16 protein-coding genes and 1 pseudogene are annotated in these 21,786 nt (G+C 44.5%); 6 read left to right on the forward strand and 11 right to left on the reverse strand.

Annotated elements, in window-relative coordinates; translation table 11 throughout:
• Window positions 1–5: 5 nt before the first annotated feature.
• Entirely contained in the window at window positions 6–2,150 is a 2,145-nt protein-coding gene (locus WDV74_RS14360) for an indolepyruvate ferredoxin oxidoreductase subunit alpha (RefSeq protein WP_338883482.1), read from the reverse strand.
• Window positions 2,151–2,558: 408 nt separating this feature from the next.
• Between WDV74_RS14360 and WDV74_RS14365 the strand changes: the two genes are divergently transcribed.
• Window positions 2,559–3,656, forward strand: coding sequence for an AraC family transcriptional regulator (locus WDV74_RS14365; protein WP_338883483.1), 1,098 nt, complete (start codon window positions 2,559–2,561; stop codon window positions 3,654–3,656).
• Between the two features lie 33 nt (window positions 3,657–3,689).
• Here the strand turns inward: WDV74_RS14365 and WDV74_RS14370 are convergent, their stop codons facing one another.
• Entirely contained in the window at window positions 3,690–5,426 is a 1,737-nt protein-coding gene (locus WDV74_RS14370; protein WP_338883484.1) for an ABC-F family ATP-binding cassette domain-containing protein, read from the reverse strand.
• Window positions 5,427–5,483: 57 nt separating this feature from the next.
• Here WDV74_RS14370 and WDV74_RS14375 point away from each other — a divergent pair, with 57 nt between their 5' ends.
• Window positions 5,484–6,383, forward strand: a complete 900-nt coding sequence (locus WDV74_RS14375; protein WP_338882223.1) for an IS982 family transposase — start codon at window positions 5,484–5,486, stop codon at window positions 6,381–6,383.
• A gap of 354 nt (window positions 6,384–6,737) precedes the next feature.
• Here WDV74_RS14375 and WDV74_RS14380 read toward each other — a convergent pair whose 3' ends face one another.
• The 7 genes from WDV74_RS14380 to WDV74_RS14410 form a co-directional block, all read right to left on the reverse strand.
• A complete protein-coding gene (locus tag WDV74_RS14380) occupies window positions 6,738–7,643 on the reverse strand; it encodes a transporter (protein ID WP_338883485.1) in 906 nt (301 codons plus the stop codon).
• A gap of 60 nt (window positions 7,644–7,703) precedes the next feature.
• Window positions 7,704–9,305 carry an NAD(P)/FAD-dependent oxidoreductase gene (locus WDV74_RS14385; RefSeq protein ID WP_338883486.1) on the reverse strand — a complete coding sequence of 534 codons (1,602 nt, stop codon included), beginning with the start codon at window positions 9,303–9,305 and terminating at the stop codon, window positions 7,704–7,706.
• Window positions 9,302–10,102 (reverse strand): cyclase family protein, encoded by an 801-nt coding sequence (locus WDV74_RS14390; protein WP_338883487.1) that lies wholly within the window; start codon window positions 10,100–10,102, stop codon window positions 9,302–9,304. Before WDV74_RS14390 ends, WDV74_RS14385 begins: the two co-directional genes overlap by 4 nt.
• A gap of 40 nt (window positions 10,103–10,142) precedes the next feature.
• Window positions 10,143–10,691, reverse strand: a complete 549-nt coding sequence (locus WDV74_RS14395; protein WP_338883489.1) for a flavin reductase family protein — start codon at window positions 10,689–10,691, stop codon at window positions 10,143–10,145.
• Window positions 10,692–10,706: 15 nt separating this feature from the next.
• A complete protein-coding gene (locus tag WDV74_RS14400) occupies window positions 10,707–11,951 on the reverse strand; it encodes a styrene monooxygenase/indole monooxygenase family protein (RefSeq protein ID WP_338883491.1) in 1,245 nt (414 codons plus the stop codon).
• A 38-nt stretch (window positions 11,952–11,989) separates the two neighbouring features.
• Entirely contained in the window at window positions 11,990–12,778 is a 789-nt protein-coding gene (locus tag WDV74_RS14405) for an SDR family oxidoreductase (RefSeq protein ID WP_338883493.1), read from the reverse strand.
• A gap of 182 nt (window positions 12,779–12,960) precedes the next feature.
• A complete protein-coding gene (locus WDV74_RS14410) occupies window positions 12,961–14,001 on the reverse strand; it encodes an Rpn family recombination-promoting nuclease/putative transposase (RefSeq protein ID WP_338883494.1) in 1,041 nt (346 codons plus the stop codon).
• Between the two features lie 550 nt (window positions 14,002–14,551).
• On the opposite strand from WDV74_RS14410, the gene WDV74_RS14415 reads away from it, so the two are divergent.
• Entirely contained in the window at window positions 14,552–15,403 is an 852-nt protein-coding gene (locus tag WDV74_RS14415; RefSeq protein WP_338883495.1) for an MW1434 family type I TA system toxin, read from the forward strand.
• Between the two features lie 465 nt (window positions 15,404–15,868).
• On the forward strand, window positions 15,869–17,149 hold the full coding sequence (locus WDV74_RS14420; protein ID WP_338883496.1) for a bifunctional O-acetylhomoserine aminocarboxypropyltransferase/cysteine synthase: 1,281 nt from the start codon (window positions 15,869–15,871) through the stop codon (window positions 17,147–17,149).
• Window positions 17,150–17,229: 80 nt separating this feature from the next.
• Here WDV74_RS14420 and WDV74_RS14425 read toward each other — a convergent pair.
• Window positions 17,230–17,379 (reverse strand): annotated as a pseudogene (locus tag WDV74_RS14425) (hypothetical protein); the annotation flags it as partial.
• A gap of 168 nt (window positions 17,380–17,547) precedes the next feature.
• On the opposite strand from WDV74_RS14425, the gene WDV74_RS14430 reads away from it, so the two are divergent.
• Both WDV74_RS14430 and WDV74_RS14435 read left to right on the forward strand, forming a co-directional pair.
• Window positions 17,548–17,820 carry an AbrB/MazE/SpoVT family DNA-binding domain-containing protein gene (locus tag WDV74_RS14430; RefSeq protein ID WP_338883498.1) on the forward strand — a complete coding sequence of 91 codons (273 nt, stop codon included), beginning with the start codon at window positions 17,548–17,550 and terminating at the stop codon, window positions 17,818–17,820.
• Complete coding sequence (locus tag WDV74_RS14435; RefSeq protein WP_338883500.1) at window positions 17,820–18,194, forward strand: type II toxin-antitoxin system PemK/MazF family toxin; 375 nt, start codon at window positions 17,820–17,822, stop codon at window positions 18,192–18,194. The genes WDV74_RS14430 and WDV74_RS14435 overlap by 1 nt, the downstream gene beginning before the upstream one ends.
• A 154-nt stretch (window positions 18,195–18,348) precedes the next feature.
• Here the strand turns inward: WDV74_RS14435 and WDV74_RS14440 are convergent, their stop codons facing one another.
• Complete coding sequence (locus tag WDV74_RS14440; RefSeq protein WP_338883502.1) at window positions 18,349–21,423, reverse strand: inverse autotransporter beta domain-containing protein; 3,075 nt, start codon at window positions 21,421–21,423, stop codon at window positions 18,349–18,351.
• Window positions 21,424–21,786: the final 363 nt, after the last annotated feature.

The raw sequence follows: 21,786 nt of genomic DNA on the forward strand, positions 1-21,786 counted from the left end.
CCTTCTTAAAAATCATATTGCTTACGACGTTGCAAATAACCGATGAGTCCTTTGCGAATACGATGGATAAGCCGCTCCCAACGCTTGGGATTGATAATGATCCGTGCCTTAAAGAAAGAGGGGCACAATACTGCCGCATGAGACAGTTCCCCGCACAACCCACAGCCCACACAACTATTCAATACTGTTGTCACCGGATCGGTACGCAATGGATCAGGATTCGGTTTAATCGATAGAGAAGGACAACCGGACAAACGGATACAGGAGTGATCGCCCGTGCAAGTATCAGGATCAACCCCAAACTGCTCGCGGACGATCCGCTTCCCTGCTGCAATAGCGCCTTTGATCTTTACCTTCTCGCGCCGTTGTTTATTCAACATGCACTCACTCTGTGCGACCAATACTTTTGGCCCATGTTTACCTGTTGTCAGCGCCTCGCGTAAGGTATTCATCATGGCTTTGAGATCGTAGGTACGTTTGATCGTGCGTACCCATTTCACCCCCACACCTTTGACTGCTTTTTCGATATTATGGCCGGTACTGCGGTGGGGATTTAACGCTGTTGAAGAGAGAATATCCTGCCCTCCGGTCGCGGAGGTGTAACTGTTGTCCACAATAATGGTTAGGTTGTCGCTGCGGTTAAAAACACTATTGGCTATGCCACTGGTTAAGCCGTTGTGCCAAAATCCACCATCCCCCATAACTGAGATTGCCCGCTTGTTCGTAATCGGCGTATTCAGTGCTGCTGCACTCGCTGCCCCCAATCCATACCCCATCGTGGTATTACCCAAATTAAATGGCGGTAAAATGGCAAACAAATGACAACCAATATCTGCACTGATGTGATGTTGCCCCAACTCCCGTTCAAGCAATTTCATCGCCGTAAAGATTGGGCGCTCTGGGCAACCGGTGCAAAATCCGGGTGGACGGGTATGAACCGCCTCTTTCAGTGGATCTTTTGTCGGTAAAGTGACGGCTGGGATGCGTACCTGGCAGGCAGACACCCCACTTTCCGCTGCAATTTTGCCGTAACGCTCAAGGAAAGCACGGAGTCCTGACAACACGGTAGCCGTGTTGTATTCCCCCGCCATCGGCAGTAAGTCCTTGCCATGTAACCGGGTCGCTATCTCACGTTGGCGCAAGATATTAGCGACATTCTGCTCGACAAAATTGGGCTGCCCTTCTTCCAGCACTAAAATCGCCCGCTTACCATGACAAAAACGTTCAAACTCTTCATCGATCAACGGGTAGGCGACATTCATGACATACAGCGGAATTTGGCTATTGCCAAAAACATCTGCCAACCCAAGTAAATTCAGGGCGCGGATCACGGTGTTATAGCATCCCCCTTGCAGGGCAAGGCCAACATCCTCCGCCTGTTCAGCGAAAAACTCATTCAGTGCGTGCTGTTGGATAAAACGCACCGCCGCAGGCCAGCGATCTTGCACTTTCTCTTTCTCATGCAAAAAACTGGCGGGAGGCAAAACAATACGGTTAAGATCGCGCGTCGGATTTTCCAGTGCATCCTGAATCATAAACGTTGACGAACGATTTTTCTCACAGACAAACCGACCATGCACATGGCAAGCACGAATGCGCATCTGTAACATCACGGGTGTATGACTGGCTTCTGATAGCGCAAACCCCATCTTCACCGCCTGGACAATCGAAGGCAGATTAGGGCGAGGATCGAGCAACCAGATCTGAGATTTCATCGCGAAAGCATGGCTGCGCTCCTGCATGATGGAAGATCCCTCACCATAATCTTCACCGACAATAATCAGCGCACCGCCGACCACGCCGCCCGATGCCAGATTTGCCAATGCATCCGAGGCAACATTCGTGCCCGCCGTCGATTTAAACGTGATGGCTCCGCGCAGTGGGTAATTCACGGAAGCGGCAAGCGTCGCAGCAGCGGTGGCTTCACTGGCACTGTTTTCAAAACGAATGCCATATTCAGATAAAATATCCTGTGCATCCAACAACACATCCATCAGATGGGAAATTGGCGCTCCCTGATAGCCGGCCACATATGCCACCCCCGATTCCAACAGTGCTTTTGTCACGGCAAGTATGCCTTCGCCACTGAAAACTTCGCCCTGTCCCAGACGTAATTTTTTCACTTCTTCGACAAATGATCGTTCAGCCATGCTTACCTCACCGTGTCCGCTTTACGCCTTTTCGTTACCTTTTATGTAATTCGGCTATGCGTTAATGGTCAATGCATGATTTGTCATGTAATGATGATTTATGCAGTGGTTGGATAAAGTGAGCAGCAGGCGGATATAAAGTACCCATCATCAATATATTTATCATCATATATATTTCATTTAAATAATATGTGGATACTGTTATCAGATAATCGAATAAGGTTAATTCTGTTATTTTTTCTATCCCGAATAAACAAAACAGGGAACATACGCATTAAACTTCAAGTTGTCATTTACAACACGCTATGAATCACACGCATCTTGAAGTGAGATTAGTATAAACACGTTATCAGCGGGATATCTCATACATCATAACAATGGTATGACTGGCTAGAGGTATCTGAAATTATGAGCAATTCGTGGTCTTACGATTATTTTGGATCTAAAAATACTGAATCAAAGCACACTGGCTCTCGCAGAGCAGAATCAAGATATTCCACTGCAAACTGTTCAGATCCTAAATATGCGGTGACAAAAATTGGGGAGCATCTCAATTCGCCAAAACATTTACTTTTTTCATCCAACGATTTTGATGAAGTTAAATCTATGGTCGGACGGGTCATGCAGCCTCATCAACTCACTATACTGGGTAACAATCAAAAGCTGGACGCCAAAATGCACTATATTCCACTGGGGGATATTTCCATGAGCCGATTGCGTTACGGTGCCAGCGTTGAAATCACGCCTGGAGAATTGGATGCGTTCTTTCTCATCCAAATGCCGCTGGCGGGCTGTGCGGGTATTGAAAGCGGCAGCCAATATCTTGATTCCACGCCCAATCTGGCGTCCATTCTTAGCCCAAATCAGCACACCACCATGCGCTGGAATGCCGATAACGACCAGTTTATGGTCAGGATCTCCCGCTCCTTGCTGGAGAGAACGCTTATCGGCCAATTAGGGCACCCACTGGATCAACCACTGGTATTTGAACTGGGGTTTGAATGGCAACGCTGTCTGGCATGGCGCTGTTTGATGCCTTATATTCTGGAATGTACTACCCAAGTCCCTGATATCTTGCAACACAAACTGATTACCAATCAAATAGAGCAATTGGTTTCCGTTACCCTGCTGTCCACCCATCAACATAATTACAGTGAAACGCCCACTGACCGCCGACGTTCTATTCGCCCGCGGCATGTACGGCGGGTACAAGAATATTTGCAGGCTCACGCCCACGAATCCATAACCGTAGAGCAGCTCGCTCAGGTGGCAGGAGTCAGCCTGCGTAGTCTCTATTCCGGCTTCAAGGAGTTTCTAAATATCAGCCCGATGCAGTATTTACGTGACTTACGTATGGAACATGTACGCACGGAACTCCTGGCTGGAGAAGCCACCAGCGTCACAGGCGTCGCCCTGCGTTGGGGGTTCGCCCATATGGGACGCTTTAGCGCGGAATATAAAGCCCGTTATGGTGAAACACCAAGGGAAAGCCTGAAACGTGGATAGCCTGCAAAGCATCTTATTTTATTATTTCGTCATTTATCCCAGCATTTCATACAGCCTCTTAATTTCTTTTCTCCAGCTCTCTTGATTTTTGGGCTTCTGGTGTTTCGGTTTCCTTGCCAAATCCTGCGCCAGATTTTGTTCCAACACCACAATACGTTGCAGGATCTCTTCCTCGCCTGCTAATGTTTCCACCCCATCAAGGGCGTTTTCCTGCTCCTTAACCACAGCTTTTTGATAAGGGGTCACTTTTTCATTCAGGAACTGATAATACCCCTCACTGGATGTGACCTCTTCCAGTTTGCCATTTTTAATCAGCCAAAAACGATTAGCGACGTTATCGATAAACGCCCTATCATGCGAAGTAATTAATATTGTCATCTCGTTATTAATCAATTCATTTTCCAATTCCATTTTGCCAAAAATATCCAGATGGTTTGTTGGCTCATCAAGGATGAGGAAATTGTGTTTATTTAATTTCAAGATCAAAAACATTAATCTGGAACGTTCGCCGCCACTTAATCGCCCCACCCGTTGGTTAAAATCGGCATATTTAAAACCTGTTGCAATCAGTTGCTGTTTACAGGTGATATCATCAATATTGGGCGTGTTATTTCTGACTGCATCGAAGATCGATTCGTTCAACGAAATTTTTTCCAACTCCTGATCGAGATAGCCCATATTACACTGCGGGGAGAAAATATTTCTGGTCTGGTCATAAGCCTCAACAAGCGTATGAATAAAGGTGGATTTCCCCACACCATTATCACCTAACAAGGCGATTCTATCGCCCGGCCGGATATACAAGCCATTAATTGAAAATAAAGCATTAAACTGCCCATCCTGATGATAACCAATCCATGTTTCCCCAAGTTGCAGCATATTTTTCGATTTTATTGAATCAGCATCCAATGATAATCGGTAAGTTTCCCCTTCGGTGATTTTGGTTTTACTCTTGTCAAGTTTTTCTGCCCGTTTTTCCATCGACTTGGCTTTTCTGGAAAACTTTTCGTTATCGTAGATTTTTCCCCACAATGCCAAACGCTTGGCACTTTCCTGTATACGCTGAATGTTCTTTTCTTCCGCTTTCAAACGCAATGCATCCGCTTTATCTTTTTCTTGTAAGGCAGTAAATGCCTGGCTAAATGGTAAAGAAAATGCGGTCAATTGTCGGTCTCGCAAGAAAATCGTCTGGTTGGTGACGTTATCCAGAAAGTTTCGGTCGTGGGAAACGATAATAAACGCGCTCTTTAGGCTGTTATTAAAAAAATCCTCGAAAAATTTCAGGGTATTGGCATCCAAATGGTTACTGGGCTCGTCAAATAAAATAATATCGGGTTCGACAATCGCACTCATGGCAAACATCAATTTTGTTTTTTGCCCACCACTGAGATCAGCAACTTTTGTCGTAAAATCAGCATCCTGAAAGCCAAAATCATAAAGCATGGATACCGCTTTGTAATCACCATATTCATCTATTTGTTTTACTTTCTGGGAAATAGATTCAAATAAAGTCATCTCAAGCAATGCGTCATCAATAAACTGAGAGACCATCTCCAATCTTAAACCATTAGCATATTCAATTACCCCATCATCCGGCTTTTCCATACCCGCTAATAGCTTAAGTAAATGGGTTTTTCCCGTGCCGTTATAACCAACTAAAGCAATTTTATCGTTTTCTTTAATAGTGATGGAGAGATTACTAAATAGTGGCTTTGAATTAATGCTAAAATTAACGCGATGCTCGACTTTTATGGTGAGTTGAAATGACATAGCCGCTCCTTTATAACTTTAAGTCGCCAAACTGAGAGAAATAAAGGAACAAAGGCTATGTCACAGCAAGATTTTATCATTTGGGTGTTTTGTTGGGTAGACGATAATTTAACGGCGTTACAGCAAAGCTCTCGATTCAGAAGCCGGGGATACCCACCTAAGCTGAGCGATGCGGAAGCCATCACGATGGAAGTGGTGGGTGAATTCTTAGGCTTTTCAACGGATAAAGGAATTTGGACGTACTTTCGTGATCACTGGTGCGAGTGGTTTCCGGGACTGGGTTCACGCGCCAATTTTGCTAAACAGGTTGCGAATCTTTGGGCTGTTAAACAAAAGCTGCAAGAAAAGCTGGCGAGGTTATTGGGTGCGTTCGATAGGCCGGTACATATTGTCGACGGATTTCCGTTGCCCATCTGTGGATTCAAAAGAGCGAAAGGCAGTGCCAGCTTTAAAGGACAAGCTGATTATGGGTACTGCGCCGCCAAAAACGAAACTTACTACGGCTTTAAAGGGCATCTCATGATAGATGAAATTGGCGTAGTAACGGGATTCACATTGACGCCCGCCAATGTCAGTGAGCGTGAAGCGGTCTGGGACTTGACTAGCCCAATAAAAGGCTGTTTGCTCGGCGATAAAGGTTATTTAGGTTTTGAATTTCAAGAGGAAATGAAGCAGTCGGGTATTGAAATGATAGCCCCGGTGCGTGCCAATATGGATGACCCAGTCCCCAGAGAAACAAGAAAGCGCATTAATGCCAAACGGCGCTTAATTGAAACCGTCATTGGTCAACTCGCTGGGCAATTTGCTATCGAGAAGTGCTGGGCACGGGATTTGTGGCATTTGAGTAATCGAATAGCCAGAAAACTGCTTTCTCATACACTGGGTATTTTTGCCAATTTTAAACAAGGTAAAAGTCAACGCGACTGGCTTCAACAAGCCCATGTTATAGGGAGCTAAAGTTGAGCATCGCGTTAAAATTAACTTTATTACAATGAATCAGCGTTGACATCTTTATGTCCCCATCGTAAGACCTTTTATTAATTTTAAGATATTGATTATTTTCAGCCAAAACTTATATATTCAAAGAAAAATCAGGTCAAGTTTTTATCCTAATAAATGAAGGAATAACCACGAAATCTTGTGTAACTTACCGTGATTATTTAATTAACTTATAAAAATAAACGCCACTCATATTAATAAGCAGCGTTTATTTTTATAATGCAGCTGGCAAATCAATGTGATTGTTTATATCTCCTCACGTAGTGGAGAGAGACAAAACGCATCTTGAAAGACGATTGGTATATATCATCCTCAAAATGGAATAGCGGCTTTTAAGAAAATTTGGGAACCTGATGGGCGATTACTGACGACAAAATCTTTTTGCCACTTCAAAGTCAGCAGCCAGCCTTTATCATTGGCATAGCGAATGGACGGGCCGAAACCCACCGCCCTCGCTTTACCTTGTGCAGAGTTTGAGCCACTATCATTCGTGATCTGCTGAAAAACATAACCGCCAACGCCTGCGACCAGACCGTTGCCAAATCCCCAACCCAACGCATAATCTGCATGTAGTGCCTGGCCGGAAGTTGTTTTAGTGTCCTTGTTGCGGAAGTTGACATCATACATCACTTTTAAATCCGCATTGATACCGTCAACAGGGAAATAGCTGATCGCCCAAACGGGTTGCGCTGTCCAATAGTTTTTTCCCAGGCTGGAGAGATCGTTGCGATCATAGCGGCCGGTCGGTGCATTGACATTCAGGCCAATAACATAAGCCAAATCAGGCGCGGGATGGTAACCCAAGGCAGGACCAAAGGTGATATCCCCTATCCCTTTGCTGTTGTCATGTTTGCCAGCGGCGTCAGCGGTGACATCCAATAGTGGCACGATAGCATGATAAGCCAGCTGACCACCAAAAACTTGCTTCTCGGTCACCCAAACCAATCGCGGGGCAAGGACATTCACGTTGACTTTAAAACCAGGAACAGGGATCACATTGCCGTGATTGCCCTTAAGCTTGGTATAGTGAATATTGCCACCATAAAACAGGGCATGAAGACCCGCAGGCGGTAAAGTACCAGATAAGTAATTATCCAGGCCATCAGGATAGGCACCGACACCACCTTCTGTTGCCATCGCGGAATGACTTACTATAGCCAAGAAACCTGGCAGTGATAAAACCGCTGCATAAAAGAGCCGTCTGAATTTGGACGTCATATAACCCTCCTCTCTGTAAGAGATGAATTGATAAAAAATGAAAATGACTGGCTACTTTGATCAGCGTCGCGCAAGTCGGCGGGCGACAAGATAGCCGGAAGTCCCACTTAATCCGGGGCCTGGGTGGGTTGAAGCCCCAATGTGAAACACGTTACGGACTGGAGTTTGATGCACCTTGGCACCTTGAGCAGGGGCAAATGGACGTAACCAGAAAAATTGATCAGGTGAGCAAATGCCTGAATAGGGATCTCCCCCTGACAAGTTACAGTTCAATGCTTGTAAGTCTGCTGGAGAATAGGTTTTGCGGCCAACAATCGAAGATGAAAAACCCGGCATCACGGTTTCCAAACGAGCCTGCACCCGATCTGCAACCGCTTCGCGAATAGCCTCATTCCAGCTGCCATCGGCAGAAATGGGAATTTCTCCCAAAGCATCACCTTTTAGCTGCGTGGGCAATTCCTGCATTTGAATCCACAAAATCCAACCGCCTTTTGGCGCACGGGAAGGATCAAGGGCTGTTGGCTGACCTATCGCCAGTGTCGGATGGCTGGGCAGATAACCATTATTAGCCTGTGTCACGGATAAACAGACTTGTTCCATACTCTCCGTTAAATGAACCAGTGGCACATGGCACAATTCAGGCTCACACCACGGCGGTGGGGCGTTCAAGGCAAAATGAACCTGCATTCCCCCGCGTCCATAACGATAGTTGCGTGCTTGTTGCAAGAGAGTATCGGGAACCCTATCCAGCAAGTGACCATAAAGCTGTTGGGGGGTTACATTGCAGACTATCGCCTCGCTGGCGTGATAAACCTGCCCCGCAACCATCACACCAGAAGCACGACGCTTTTTGCCCTGCCCTTGGGTGATGATACGGTCAACTTGAGCATGGGTAATAAGCTGGCCGCCGTGTTGTTCAATGATCCCTGTTAACGCTTCTACTATGCGCATACTGCCACCTTTTACCACCGGCATCCCACCGGCAACTACAGCAGTAAAGGTGAGCTTACCGATCAGAGCGGAGCTGGCATCATCCGGCCCTAACCCCGTATGCAATACCCACGGCGCCAGCAAAGCACGGCTGAAATCAGACTGTAACTCACGTTCAGCCCAACGCCGGAAAGTTTCCAGCGAACTGCCGGCAAACCTAGCCAATCCATCCAGGCCGCGTTTGCGCCATTCAGAGAACAATAATTTGAGTATCCCGCAACCATAGGGATTTTGCCCTAATAAACCAAAGATCAGCGCCGCATCATCATGGAAGATTTGTTGTGCCATGCGACGCAATGTCTCTCCATCACCTGCCGCGATTTCATCAAGCCGCAAAGCTGAAGCCAGAATATCGTGCTTTAAGGCAATTCCCTTGCCATTAGGTTGTACCCACCCCGTTGAATAATCGCTTTGCAGAAATTCCAAACCTGCCTTCTCCAATTCAGGCTTGAGTTCCTGATAGGCTGGGCTACCTAAAAACAATGGATACCAGCAAGAGAGCACATCATGGGTATAACCGGAAAAAAGTTCTTCCGTGCGAATACAACCGCCAAGTACTGCGTTACGTTCCAGTACCAAGACTGATTTACCCCATTTTGCCAACAAAGCGGCACATACCAACGAGTTGATGCCACTGCCGACAACGATCACTTGTGGCCTGGAATCTGTCATGGTATCGCTCCAGAGAAAGATTCAACCAATGCCAGAACACGCAACGGGCTTCCCGAACCACCGCCAATTTTGAGGGGCGCAGCAATAATGACCGCCCCTGTGGGAGGCAACAAATCGAGGTTTTTCAGGCACTGCAAGCCATATTTATTCGCCCCGTGCATTAACGTGTGGCAGGGATATGCCACTGGCCAGGCATACGATTGCCCCGCATCCGTATTAATGGTTTCTACCCCGAACCCTCGAATATCCCGCTCGTGGATCAACCATTCCACCGCTTCCTGGCTGGGTCCTGGTGTGTGGGCACCATCATCATGCAGGTTGAGAAAACGTACCGGGTCGCCCGTCCATTTCGACCAATCGGTTCTGAACAGCAACCATGCTCCGGCGGGAATATGACCATGCTGCTCTTCCCAGGATTGTAAAAACGCAACCGTCAATATCCAATCTGGATCTTGTGCCACCTGCTGGCTGGCATCCACCACCACAGCAGGCGCAACAAAATTATGCAAGGGAATAGTATCAACACTGTTATCCGGCTGATCTTTACCGCTGATCCAATGTATTGGCGCATCAAAATGCGTGCCGGTATGCTCACCACAACTAAAATTGTTCCAGTACCAACCTGGGCCATTCTCGTCATAGTGAGAAATGCGTTCCACATTGAAGGCCCAAACTTGTCCAAATTGTTCAGGCAACTGCAAGGCCGGAAAATCCGGCGTCAATGTTTGTGTAAGATCGATGATTTTCACACTGCCTTGATTTAACGCCGTGACAAACGCATTTAACGGACTATTCATTAATCATGCTCTCCTGAATGTTTTCCAACAGAATCATTTTTTATATTCCGTGAATATCATGCAGACCGGTAAACATGCCGCCGTGAAAAACCAATGGCTTACCTTCGATACTGGCAATGCGTTTGACCTCACCGATGACCAGCAAATGATCACCAAGATGCGTTTGCTGGTGATTGGCACACACCAGTGTCACTATCGCTCCTCCAATCGAAGGGATACCTTCGGGTGTTTCCTGCACCGAAATCCCCTGAAATTTATTTTCTACCCGCGAACTGGCAAAACGCAGAGCCAATTCCTGATGATCACAACTCAGGATACTGATGGTGAAATATTCGCAATCACGGAACACGGACAGATTAGGTGAATGATTAACCAAACTCCAGAGCACCAAAGGCGGCTTCAGAGAAAGTGAAGCAAATGAATTGATGGTCAATCCCACATTACGTCCCTCAGCAGTGCGAGTCGCAACAATGGCAACCCCTGTCGGATACTTCCCAAAAAGCGTGCGCAAATCTTTCGTTTCAAATTCCGTTGCCCCCCATTCACTATCAAACAGCGGCATTTGGTTATTCAGGGTAGTTGTACTCATATTTATTTCCCCCGTTTATGCCCGAATTTCTTCAATCAGTTGTGAATGGATATATTCTTCACAAGCATTGGCATCTTCCCACCATGGGAACAGTACCGGAGGATGGTTGAACGCATTGGCAATTGTGCTGGCAAGTGCCGGTAAACGTTGGGCTGCCCCTAATAATTCCAGAACGTGTGGCTTTGGTGGGATAAGAAGGCTGTTTGTCCATTCCACAACGTAATGACCATATTGCCAGAATTGTTCAAACGTGTTGTTCATCCATTCAGCCGTAAAAGATTTGTCGCCATGGGCAAGAATGGCTTCGTAATAGACTTTGCAGGCTTTTGTTGCATTATTCGAACCCTGCCCAGTCAGCGGATCATTGGTAACCACGGCATCCCCCAGTCCAAAAACCTGACGACCAGAAGGCAAAGTCAGCACGGGCTTACGCACTACTGGCGCAAAGCGTCCCGCCAGAATGCCATTTTCATCGGTCAGCTCGATATGCTCACAACGTTCAGATTCCCACGGCAGGAAAGTTTTGAGGATCTGCTTGCTATAGGCCAGATGTTCTTGCGGTGTTCTTGCCTCTTGCCAGCCATCCATTGCGCCACCCGGAATACCCTCGAACACCATGATGTCGCAGGGACCACTGAGTGTCAGGGCAGGAAAAACGAAATATTCCCCTACACCCGGGATCAGGTTAAAAGAGACACGGGAATATTGAGGTGTTGGCAGCATACCCTTCACATAGGTCAATGCCAGTGCACGCCGCGGTGTATCATATGGTGAACGTGAAGCATCGCGTTCCAACAATTTTACAATCTCTCCTTTGCCTCCCGCCAAAATGACCAGTTCATGGCTGGCCGTCAGGCGTTCCAGTTCGGCAACACCCACATCGCGAATTTCCAGATTACCGCCACGAGAAGCAAATAGTTCCAGCCAAAATGGCATCTTGATGCGTTGATCGACAGCCTGCGCATATTTGTCGAGCCGTGCACTCCATTCAATGGCCTTGTCATGGGGAATTTCGGGATGTGGCACGGTGAAACCAATCCCTTCAACGGGCGGGCATTGCGTTTCCCACTGATTCAATCCCAAATCACGTTCAAACTGCAAAGAAGCATCAAACATGCACTGACTCGACAGAACCCGACCATGACGAACATCATCAGGCGTGCGGTTAGTGACGACAGTGACTTGATAGCCCTTGTCAAGCAGACCAAGGGCCAGAGGCAGCCCGGCCTGTCCACCTCCGACGATAGCGATACGACGCATAGTATTTTCCTCTTTTGTTTTGGATGCCGGAACTGAACCTATTCCGCCAACCGTGGAATAGCAGGTTTTGCCTGTTCTGGTCCCATTACTGAATAACCACCATCAACGGCATAATCCGCACCGGTTACAAAACTCGCTAAGTCTGATAGGAGAAATGCCACGACCTGCGCAATTTCTTCGGGATCGCCGACACGACCAAGCAGATGATAATCTGCGGCAACGTTATCGGCTTTCTGTCGCTTCCCCTGGGTTAACTCATCCATAACCCGTGACCAAGTCCACCCTGGTGAAACAGAATTAACGCGGATGTGGTCAGCGGCATAATCCATTGCCATGCTACGGGTGATTTGCAGTAACGCGGCTTTTGAAGCGGGGTATAACCAGCGGCCTGTCTGGGCAATTGAGGAAGAAATGCTGGTGAAGTTAACAATAGCGCCGCCTCCCGCCGCAGTGAGGTAAGGCCGGACAAATTGGGCTGTTCTGATGGCACTGATCACATTGATATTCAAGGCGGCCAACCATGTTTCACGGCTGGAAGCGGCTCCCTCATCCAGATAAGTCGCTGCAAGGTTGATGAGGTAGTCCAGACGGTGATAACAAGCAACAACCTCATGTATTCCCTGAGAAAGTTGATTGTCTTCAGTAATATCAACATGCCAGAAACGGATGGATTCCGGTTGTAGACTGGCCGCTTTCTCCCCGCCTGCCTGATCAATATCAAAAATTGCAACCTTCACCCCATATTCACTCAATACCCTGGCAACGGTTGCCCCAATTTTGGTAGCCCCACCAGTGACAATAGCGACTTTATTGTTTAAGCCCTGCATAAGGGTTCCCCTTTTGTCATATGCCCACCAGAGTGATTAATCATGAAGGGGTATCATTACGTGAAATAGGGAGATGCAAGTAGCCACTATATGCAGAAAAGATCCATTCAGTGCAGATTTGACATCTTACCTGCCCAAAAGCGCAGGCAAGAGATGCGAAAAGGGGAACAAAAATGAGGAGATTATTGCAAGGAAAGCAGTTCTTCACGGCTCAAACCGGAGCTTTCCATCACCAGTTCAATACTGACACCGTTTTTTAACAGGTTACGTGCCATTTCCAGTCGCGCCTTACGCTGACCCTTTTCTTCCCCTTGTTGTACGCCTTGTTGCATACCTTGTTGAAGGCCTTGTTGCATACCTTGTTGAAGACCTTGTTGCATACCTTGTTGCATACCTTGTTGAAGGCCTTGTTGCATACCTCGTTGAAGACCTTGTTGAAGGCCTTCTTTCCGGCCTTTTTCGTGTAATCGTTGAGCAATAGTCATAATCACCTCCTGACGACTATCTGTCTGTTCAATCAGCTGCTGGATAATCTGTTCAAAATGCGGTGAATCCATCGTGTTAAACAGGTAATGAAGAATAGTGACCACATCATTGTCACTATTATAATTGTGCTTAAGGGCCTGTGCCAATAACGCGGTCACGGCCTTAAACCCTTCTCGCAAATTTTTATGCTTCATCGCCAGTTCCATCACGGCGATTTTGCGATGATTCACCAGTTCATTATCATCAATCACAGTGACATCGACTAACGGAAATGGATTAAAGTATATCTCTTTCGCCAATTCGGGCAACGGAAAGCATTGCGTCCAGGTTTGCTGGAAAGGATAAGGGCTGCGCTCACCGTGGTAAAACAAGACGGGTACAACCAGCGGCAGTGTCTTGTTTCCCTGTTGCAGATGCTGATTCATCGCCATAAAAGAATAATGCATCATTCGCCATGCCATTATTTTATCTGGGGTAGACTGGTGTTCAACCAGGACATAGATATAACCCTCCCCCTGTTGCGTTTGCACCGAATAGAGGACATCCGACATTCTCGAACGTAACTGTTGATCGATGAATGACGAGTTGGTTAATGTTAATGTGCTAAGATCACATAGTTGCTTGATTTTTTCCGGTAGGTGGATGTCAAAAAAATCTTTAGCGTTTTCAATCTGAGTCATAAACCCTTTGAAAGCCGCATCATGGGGTGTAGGTGTAGTCTTATTATTTTTATTCATTATATCTACCGTCAATTAAAAAATTCCGTGAAAAATAATCAGTCTATTAATTAATGGTATTATTAAAAATAATCATTAAATGATAATTATTTTTATAAAATATACAATCAGTATCATAATAATATTACGTATTCAATCCGTTGATGACTTACTTTTCCATCGCATAAAAAAACCAATAAAGAAAACTTTAATAAACACTCTTTATTACAGTAATAATATTTATATCCATCCAACTTCAAGATACGTGTGATTTCATTTAGTGTTATAAATTGCAACTTTTCGTCATTATTTCGCGAGTACATTTTATAAAGAAACATCCTCCAAGACTTTAAATTAATTTTCAGTAGTAAAATTTGAATTCACAACCTAACTAATCGCCATAACAGCAAATAAATATATTTTAAAACCTAAAACCCGATTTTACTCCGTATTTATTGTTTTCATATTTCATATTGTTGAAATAAAAATCCGACTTAAGTAAGATGAACTGGCGGTTTAGCAGTAGGATGAAATTACCTTGAACTTTAACGAGCAAATAAGTGAGGAATTTATGTCTGAAATCAATAAACCAGAAAATCTGAATGCCAACCTCAAATGTTCATTTAATCCTGACTCGTATGTTTTTCACGGTTTTGGTGGCAAAGTAGCTGCACCAACTGGTTCTTTGGCATGGGCACTGAGCCATGTATATATAAAAAAACAGCTATTATATCGTATCGGTTGGAATGCTCCTAAAGAGCATATACGCCTTGCTCATCAAACGATAGCTAATAGTGAAGGGGATGGCTCTCCTTATATCGAGAAGAGTGATAAAAATGGCTATTGGCTTCCCTGGGAACCGACACAAGAAGATTTAATAGCTTGTGATTGGAAAATACTGATGTTACCAGAACCACCACCGTATTGGGTGTCTTTTGACCTTAAAATAGGTCGAGGTTATGGGGATGATCGGGGATATGCTACCGAAGAAGCAGTTAAAGTGGTCAACTACCCATACGAAGATATTAGTATCGGCACTCTATCTAATTTCCAGAATAAAACAACAACCATTAGGGAAGTAATAGGATTTATTAGTAGAAGTGGCGAAGTGGAGCATATAAGTTTTACAACTTATTTAATACTTGTGGTAACTTTTGATAAAAATAACCGTCAAAAAACGGCAGAGTTAATTAGCAAAGATCTTTATTTAACTGTCGATGATAGAATCTATAAATTTTCTGTTTCTGATCCATATTTACCTCCTAAAGTGGACGGAACAACAATGACTGTCATTTATGGAATGTTTGATGATAATTATCCTCATAATAAAGAAAGGTGGCTTGATCTTGATGAATTAAACGACATGATGCGAAATAACCTAGGTAAAACCAAGCACTTCCATCTTGGCTGGTACGATAAATAATATCCCCATCCCCACCCTAAATTCAAGGCTACTGGAATGTAGCCTTTTATATATTCCGTCACAATAAAAAATAATGGGATGACATTTATATTAAAAATTATCATTCTCCCCACATAAACCCCATTAATGCCATGATCTTTATCACTCTATTTTACGCGTGTTCCTTCATAATCCGCATAAAAACTGAGGTTTTGGATAGGATTAAACGCCACTCCTGCACCCTAGGCAAAGTGAGTCGATTTTTTATTTACTCATTACCCTTTTATACGCATCTTGAAGTTAGATTGGTATATGTTTATTAAATGTTTTAACCGTTTAAAGTATAGATAGTTTCTGTAAGGCAATCGGATAAAATGCAATATAGGATTATTTTTTGATATCAACAAAGTCAAAACAAACGCGTTACTATTTTTAATTGTCAGTCTCAAACGTCAGTACCACTTCACTTAACTAAAGGAAATGGCAATGAAATTAGAAACTTTATCCATCCACGCAGGTTATACACCCGATCCAACAACCAAAGCCGTTGCTGTCCCAATTTACCAGACAACTTCCTACGCTTTTGATGATTCCCAACATGGTGCTGATCTGTTTGATTTAAAAGTGGAAGGTAATATTTATTCCCGCATCATGAATCCAACCAATGATGTATTGGAAAAACGTGTCGCCGCTTTGGAAGGTGGTATCGGTGCACTTGCAGTCGCTTCGGGCATGGCGGCAATCACCTACGCTATACAAACCATCGCCACGGTCGGGGATAATATTGTCTCTGTCGCAAAATTATATGGCGGAACTTATAACCTGATGGCACACAGTTTCCCAAATATGGGGATTGAAACCCGTTTTGTTGATCATGACAATCTCGCTGTTATTGACACCCTGATCGATAAAAGAACCAAAGCCATTTATTGCGAATCCATCACTAACCCAAGTGGGAATATCATTGATATCCAGGCGCTGGCAGATATTGCCCATCGGCACGGCATTCCTCTTATTGTCGATAATACCGTCGCAACGCCCTATTTATGCCGCCCATTTGAACATGACGCCGATATTATCATCCATTCCCTGACCAAATATATTGGCGGACATGGCACCTCAATTGGTGGGATGATCGTCGATTCAGGCAAATTCCCCTGGATGGCGCATCAGGATCGTTTTGCCATTTTAGGTACGCCAGATCCTTCGTATCACGGCATAACCTATACCGAACATTTTGGTGCCGCTGCCTTTATCGCTCGCTGTCGTGTTGGGCCACTGCGTAGCACAGGTGCGGCCTTGTCGCCATTCAATGCCTTTTTGATGTTACAGGGGCTGGAAACATTAGCGTTACGGATGGAGCGCCATACTGAAAACGCCCTGAAAATCGCACAATATCTGGAAAAACATCCTCAGGTATCCTGGGTGAACTATGCGGGATTGCCTGCACATCCTGAACATGATTTGGCTATCCGTTATATGGGGGGCAAGCCAGCGTCTATTCTGTCTTTCGGCATTAAAGGCGGAGAAGAAGCAGGTGTACGCTTTATCGATGCCCTGCAATTGATTGTTCGTTTGGTTAATATTGGTGATGCTAAATCTCTGGCTTGTCATCCAGCCTCAACAACCCATCGTCAGCTAAATGATGAAGAAATGGTAAAAGCGGGCGTTTCACGTGATTTAATTCGCTTATCCATCGGTATCGAACATAGCGATGATATTATTGCCGACCTCGCGCAAGCGCTGGAGGCAGCAAAGACGCAGTAAAATCGTTGTTAAGAGCGATAATATCAAAATATTGCAAATGCAATAAAAATAAACACAGGCTCTAATCTTGAGCCTGTGTTTTAGATTAAACGACAAAGCCGTAGTATATTCTCCAGATGCGCCGTGAATTCGCGGTCAGCAATCGGGATCATAATTTCGTAAAACCTTTTCTCATTTCCGTTCTTGTTACCGGCACAAAGAAGAATTCCTTTGCGTTTAGGGTCGAATGAAATTAATCAAAATAAAGGATGATTGGCAACAGAGACAACAGCAATATCTTTCTGTGGGTATGATAGGGATCTAGCCCTGCCACTATACCGAAACAAAAGTGTGACTTTGTGAAACTTATGATACAATCAATGTGTGAGATAAAGTTACATATTTATTGGAGGGTCATTATGGCAATAACGCGTTTACGTCAACAGGGAGGAGCTGTCGTTGTCACCATCCCTAGTGAAGTAGCAACAGTAATGGGATGGTCTGTCGGCATGACATTGGATATAACACCATCAGGCGACACAATAAGCATCAAACCAGCGGGTAGAATTGCCAGAGGCCGAAAGTCTCTTTCTGAGTTGCTGCAAGGAATTGATGAAACAGAGGTGCAAACTTTCAACGAAGCCACCGCCGACGAACTGAATTCTCACCCTGTTGGTCATGAGGTGATTTAATGGTGCGTAAAAGGAATGTCCCAGGCAAGGGTGAAATCTGGCACACTAACGGTGATCCTGTTAGCGGAAGAGAGTTTAAAGGAGCGCATTACTATCTGGTTATCTCTGAATTTGCACTGAATCAAAAGCTAGGTACTGCACTTTGCGTTCCAATTACCAGCGGAGGAGGGTTAGCACGCTCTGAAGCGGTCACGGTATATCTCGATGGCTCAAGTACCGATACCGGAAAAATTACCGGTGTTGTGCTTTGTTACCAAATTCGTTCACTTGATTTGAATGAAAGAAAAGCGACCTATTCAGCACAAGCTGAACCCAGCGTTGTTGATGAAATATTATCCAAAGTCATAGATATTTTAGATCCTCAATTACATTGATTTTGACATACTCTGAAAGCCGAAGTTTTACGGCGCACTGGAATAAAAAAACAAACCTCTCTATTTTAAATGGGTTTGTCAGCGATCTAAATAAACACAGGCTCTAATTTTGAGCCTGTGTTTTTTATCACTTATATTACTTGATTAGCTATTTTTACATGTTTGTCAGACAAAGCAGCCCACCATCTTGTGGTGTAGGATCAATGGTACGTGTATTAACATTAAAATTAATATATGCATCCGGAGTACCTGTATTACTCAGTAAGTTGTCATATATCTTTATAATGGGACTAGGTCTTTTTATCAGTCCCCAATCCATTATATTGGGAAACTCTTCAAGTAGCGTCGTGCCATCTTTTTTCACAGGGAAGTGACCTGGGGCATCCAATGGCCACACCTCCGACAACTTCGCTCGTAACACTGCGGGGGTGCCATAAACTTTACCTACATCACTACAATCTTTATGATTAGGCTTGTCCGAGTAGGAACCGTCAAAATAACGCAGTGGTTTTACTGTATAAGTATAGGCCTGTATTGCTCCTGTTCGTTTGTTAGTAACAGTCAACCTGAACATTGTAAGCACCGGTGTAGACTGCCCTCCGCCAAAACGGAACGTACCGGGTTCTCCATCGCCTGGGTATTGAGGATCAGAATAATTACGTATCAGACCCATGATTCCTGAAACTCTTTCAAGATTGCCTTCTTCATCGCCACCAGGTGTAAAAATAGGCTCATCTCGCTTAATACGTAGCTCTGAGATTAACGAATCGAAGAGGTTATGAGGTCCATTCTCATCACTCTGGTAAAAACGATTGATATCTGGATTATTCACATTGTAAACATACAACCCAACAGGCTGATCAACCGGTATAAATTTCACGGTAGTGTTAGCAATCGATTCCTGTTTTCCCTCTTTTGTCACAAGCTCCAGCTTGACTTTGACATTGTCAACACCGACAGAACTGGTCAACGTTGTCGTCAGGTATCCTTGATCATCCGTGGTGAGCTGTGTATTGCCGAACACCAGCTTACCTTCCTCTACCAGTTTATTGTGGTCAAACTTGTCATTAACCACGCTCCAAATTACCTTATCGTGATCAAAGGTCAGATTTGGTATAGCTAAATCAGTATGAACATCCTTAATTTTTGCTTTATAGAGATAAGCCTCTTTTCCGTCACCATTGAGAACCTTATTCGGTGTCACTTCAATGTCGCCAATCTTAATATCACCGACGAAAGCCACGGGTTTTTCAGTGTATGTCGTCGTTTTACCACCATCAATTGACGCACCGACTTTAATATCTTTTACAGGCTTGGTACTGGTTAAGGTAGCAAACAATTTCCCTTCGGTATTTGTAGTGTTTTGTACTGATGACCACTTCATACCAGCCGGTAATGTCTCAGGATACCACTTAACATCCACCTTATGATTTTCCAGGGCAGTACCATTCTTATCTTTTACAACGGCTGTAAAGGTATAGCCATTATCTCCAGCGAGCAGTGGCCCTGATACGAACGGAGTAACGGATTGAACCTTAAAGTCAGAAATCAGGCCACTAAAGCCAATATCACCAACATGGGTTTTTGGCATTCCAGGTATTTCCAGGAAGACTTTCACATCTTTCAGCGGCTGGGAGGTCGTTACCGTTGCCTGCAATTGTCCCTGAGAATTGGTTTTGCTGGGGTTTTCCCAATCCAGACTGACATCCTTACTTTGTGGCTCAATCGACCAGGTGACATTATCAATCACGCCATTGCGGATAATATCTTTATCGGTTGTACCATGAGCGATTGTTGCCAGTAATTTATAACCGCCCTTATCACCCGCAGCAGAATTTGTTAATTGTTCAGTCTTAAATTGTCTGACAACAAAAGGCTGGACTGTCACATTCAAAATAGCTGGCTTGCTGACCTCACCGTTATTTCCTTCCGCAAAGATATTGATCGTATGCGTATTCTGTCCATTAGGAATATATTTAGGCAATACAAGCGCAATTAACTCATTACCGCCACCCACTTTGGAAATACCGCCTCCATTTTTGGTAAATGCGTTATCTGCCTGAAATATTATATTCTTGACGTTTGATTTTATGTTAGCCGCTATCGGTATTGGCGCTGGCCATGCTTGCTGGCTATAACCAACGATGTTGTTTTGCGACAACGCTAATTGCAGTTCATCTGGCTTCTTCCTGTGATCAAGCACAATATGGTTGTTTCTTTCCACTAGGTCATAGCGGCTACCTGCCAATGTACGCATGGAAGCAACACTATCAGGCGAGAACTGTACTCCCCAAGGTACTCCAAAGCGATAATTCAGGTTGGCCTGGAACAAAGTTTCACTGTGCCCGCTGCCACCATATTTGTAGTCTACCCCCATTGTCACCAACGGAATCGGCGTATAGTTCAGGCCAACTCTACCCAGGCTGGGGTTTTTCTGTTTACTACCACGATTGAACAACTCAACGTTATCACCAAAGTATTGTTCAAAGCCTAACTTACCACCCAGGTTCGGGTAAGCAGGTAAATAGAATTCGCCTTGAAGATCAAAGCCGTTGGCCGCACGCTCTTCCCAATCCTGTTTTTCCAATGACTGACGCCAGTCAGTCAGACGCAAGTATGAGTTGACCGAAAATTTGATATAATCTGTCCAGGCTTCTGCACCTACACCGATGCGCTGATTTTTACCGGTGACATCATGGTCATAGAAAGTATTCAACCCGTACATCCAAGTAGGCGTAAAATAACGGCCACCCACACCGACATTCACGGTATGGCGGCTGTCTTTATTGCGATAACCAAATTGGGAGAAAACCAACCAATCGGCTTTATTGTCGTAGAGCGGCAGCAACAGATCCAGGGAGCCATTATCCAGTTTGCCTTTTCTATCGAGGGAAAAGTTGATCCTGGCTGTCCCAAACTGGGATAACCATTTCTGGGTTTCACTGGATATTATCCCATTGACTTTTCCTAACGCGTAGGATTTAGCTTGTTCGGTAAGCTCGGAAGGTGAAGATGACAACACCCGACCCACCGTCTGAATATTTTGCGCAATTAAACCGGCTGTAGTATCTTCCCTATTCTCTAACTGATTTTCATCTGCCACTTTCTGTGTTTGATGTTCAGTGTTTTTCTCACCTATAGCCAATGTATTCGTTGCGATAAATGGCAAAAACAAAGAACCTATATATAGCGAAGATCTAATGAACTTCTTACTAATATATGAGCTCATATATAGTACCTCATAGAATATTTGATGTCCCAACATTGAATAAGAATAAAAAATTAACCTTTTTGTGCACTTAAGATACATTAGGTGACTTATTACTAATCTGCTTAATGAAAAGTTTTTATTAGTTGATAATAAGAAGTTATCGCTTGCTATTTTGAATGGCCGGTTATTACATGAAATGCGAATTAGCATAAAAAATCAGGCTTGATATTCAATCAAATAGGGGATTTTAATGATGTGTTCTTAATATTTATTTTTCAGAGAAAAATTTATTTGGCGATAAATTTCAAGTTACCGTGTTATTGGCGGTAACTTGAAAATGGTTATGAAAAAACTGCCTATTTGATGGCAAGTACCAAAAAT

The sequence above is a fragment of the Xenorhabdus sp. TH1 genome (genome assembly GCF_037260955.1).
GTDB classification, from domain to species: Bacteria; Pseudomonadota; Gammaproteobacteria; order Enterobacterales; family Enterobacteriaceae; genus Xenorhabdus; species Xenorhabdus griffiniae.

What these genes read in the sequence shown, in the direction of transcription:
- WDV74_RS14360 (WP_338883482.1), bottom strand. Translation starts at nt 2,150, where the DNA reads ATGGCTGAACGATCATTTGTCGAAGAAGTGAAAAAATTACGTCTGGGA.
- WDV74_RS14365 (WP_338883483.1), top strand. Translation starts at nt 2,559, where the DNA reads ATGAGCAATTCGTGGTCTTACGATTATTTTGGATCTAAAAATACTGAA.
- WDV74_RS14370 (WP_338883484.1), bottom strand. Translation starts at nt 5,426, where the DNA reads ATGTCATTTCAACTCACCATAAAAGTCGAGCATCGCGTTAATTTTAGC.
- WDV74_RS14375 (WP_338882223.1), top strand. Translation starts at nt 5,484, where the DNA reads ATGTCACAGCAAGATTTTATCATTTGGGTGTTTTGTTGGGTAGACGAT.
- WDV74_RS14380 (WP_338883485.1), bottom strand. Translation starts at nt 7,643, where the DNA reads ATGACGTCCAAATTCAGACGGCTCTTTTATGCAGCGGTTTTATCACTG.
- WDV74_RS14385 (WP_338883486.1), bottom strand. Translation starts at nt 9,305, where the DNA reads ATGACAGATTCCAGGCCACAAGTGATCGTTGTCGGCAGTGGCATCAAC.
- WDV74_RS14390 (WP_338883487.1), bottom strand. Translation starts at nt 10,102, where the DNA reads ATGAATAGTCCGTTAAATGCGTTTGTCACGGCGTTAAATCAAGGCAGT.
- WDV74_RS14395 (WP_338883489.1), bottom strand. Translation starts at nt 10,691, where the DNA reads ATGAGTACAACTACCCTGAATAACCAAATGCCGCTGTTTGATAGTGAA.
- WDV74_RS14400 (WP_338883491.1), bottom strand. Translation starts at nt 11,951, where the DNA reads ATGCGTCGTATCGCTATCGTCGGAGGTGGACAGGCCGGGCTGCCTCTG.
- WDV74_RS14405 (WP_338883493.1), bottom strand. Translation starts at nt 12,778, where the DNA reads ATGCAGGGCTTAAACAATAAAGTCGCTATTGTCACTGGTGGGGCTACC.
- WDV74_RS14410 (WP_338883494.1), bottom strand. Translation starts at nt 14,001, where the DNA reads ATGAATAAAAATAATAAGACTACACCTACACCCCATGATGCGGCTTTC.
- WDV74_RS14415 (WP_338883495.1), top strand. Translation starts at nt 14,552, where the DNA reads ATGTCTGAAATCAATAAACCAGAAAATCTGAATGCCAACCTCAAATGT.
- WDV74_RS14420 (WP_338883496.1), top strand. Translation starts at nt 15,869, where the DNA reads ATGAAATTAGAAACTTTATCCATCCACGCAGGTTATACACCCGATCCA.
- WDV74_RS14430 (WP_338883498.1), top strand. Translation starts at nt 17,548, where the DNA reads ATGGCAATAACGCGTTTACGTCAACAGGGAGGAGCTGTCGTTGTCACC.
- WDV74_RS14435 (WP_338883500.1), top strand. Translation starts at nt 17,820, where the DNA reads ATGGTGCGTAAAAGGAATGTCCCAGGCAAGGGTGAAATCTGGCACACT.
- WDV74_RS14440 (WP_338883502.1), bottom strand. Translation starts at nt 21,423, where the DNA reads ATGAGCTCATATATTAGTAAGAAGTTCATTAGATCTTCGCTATATATA.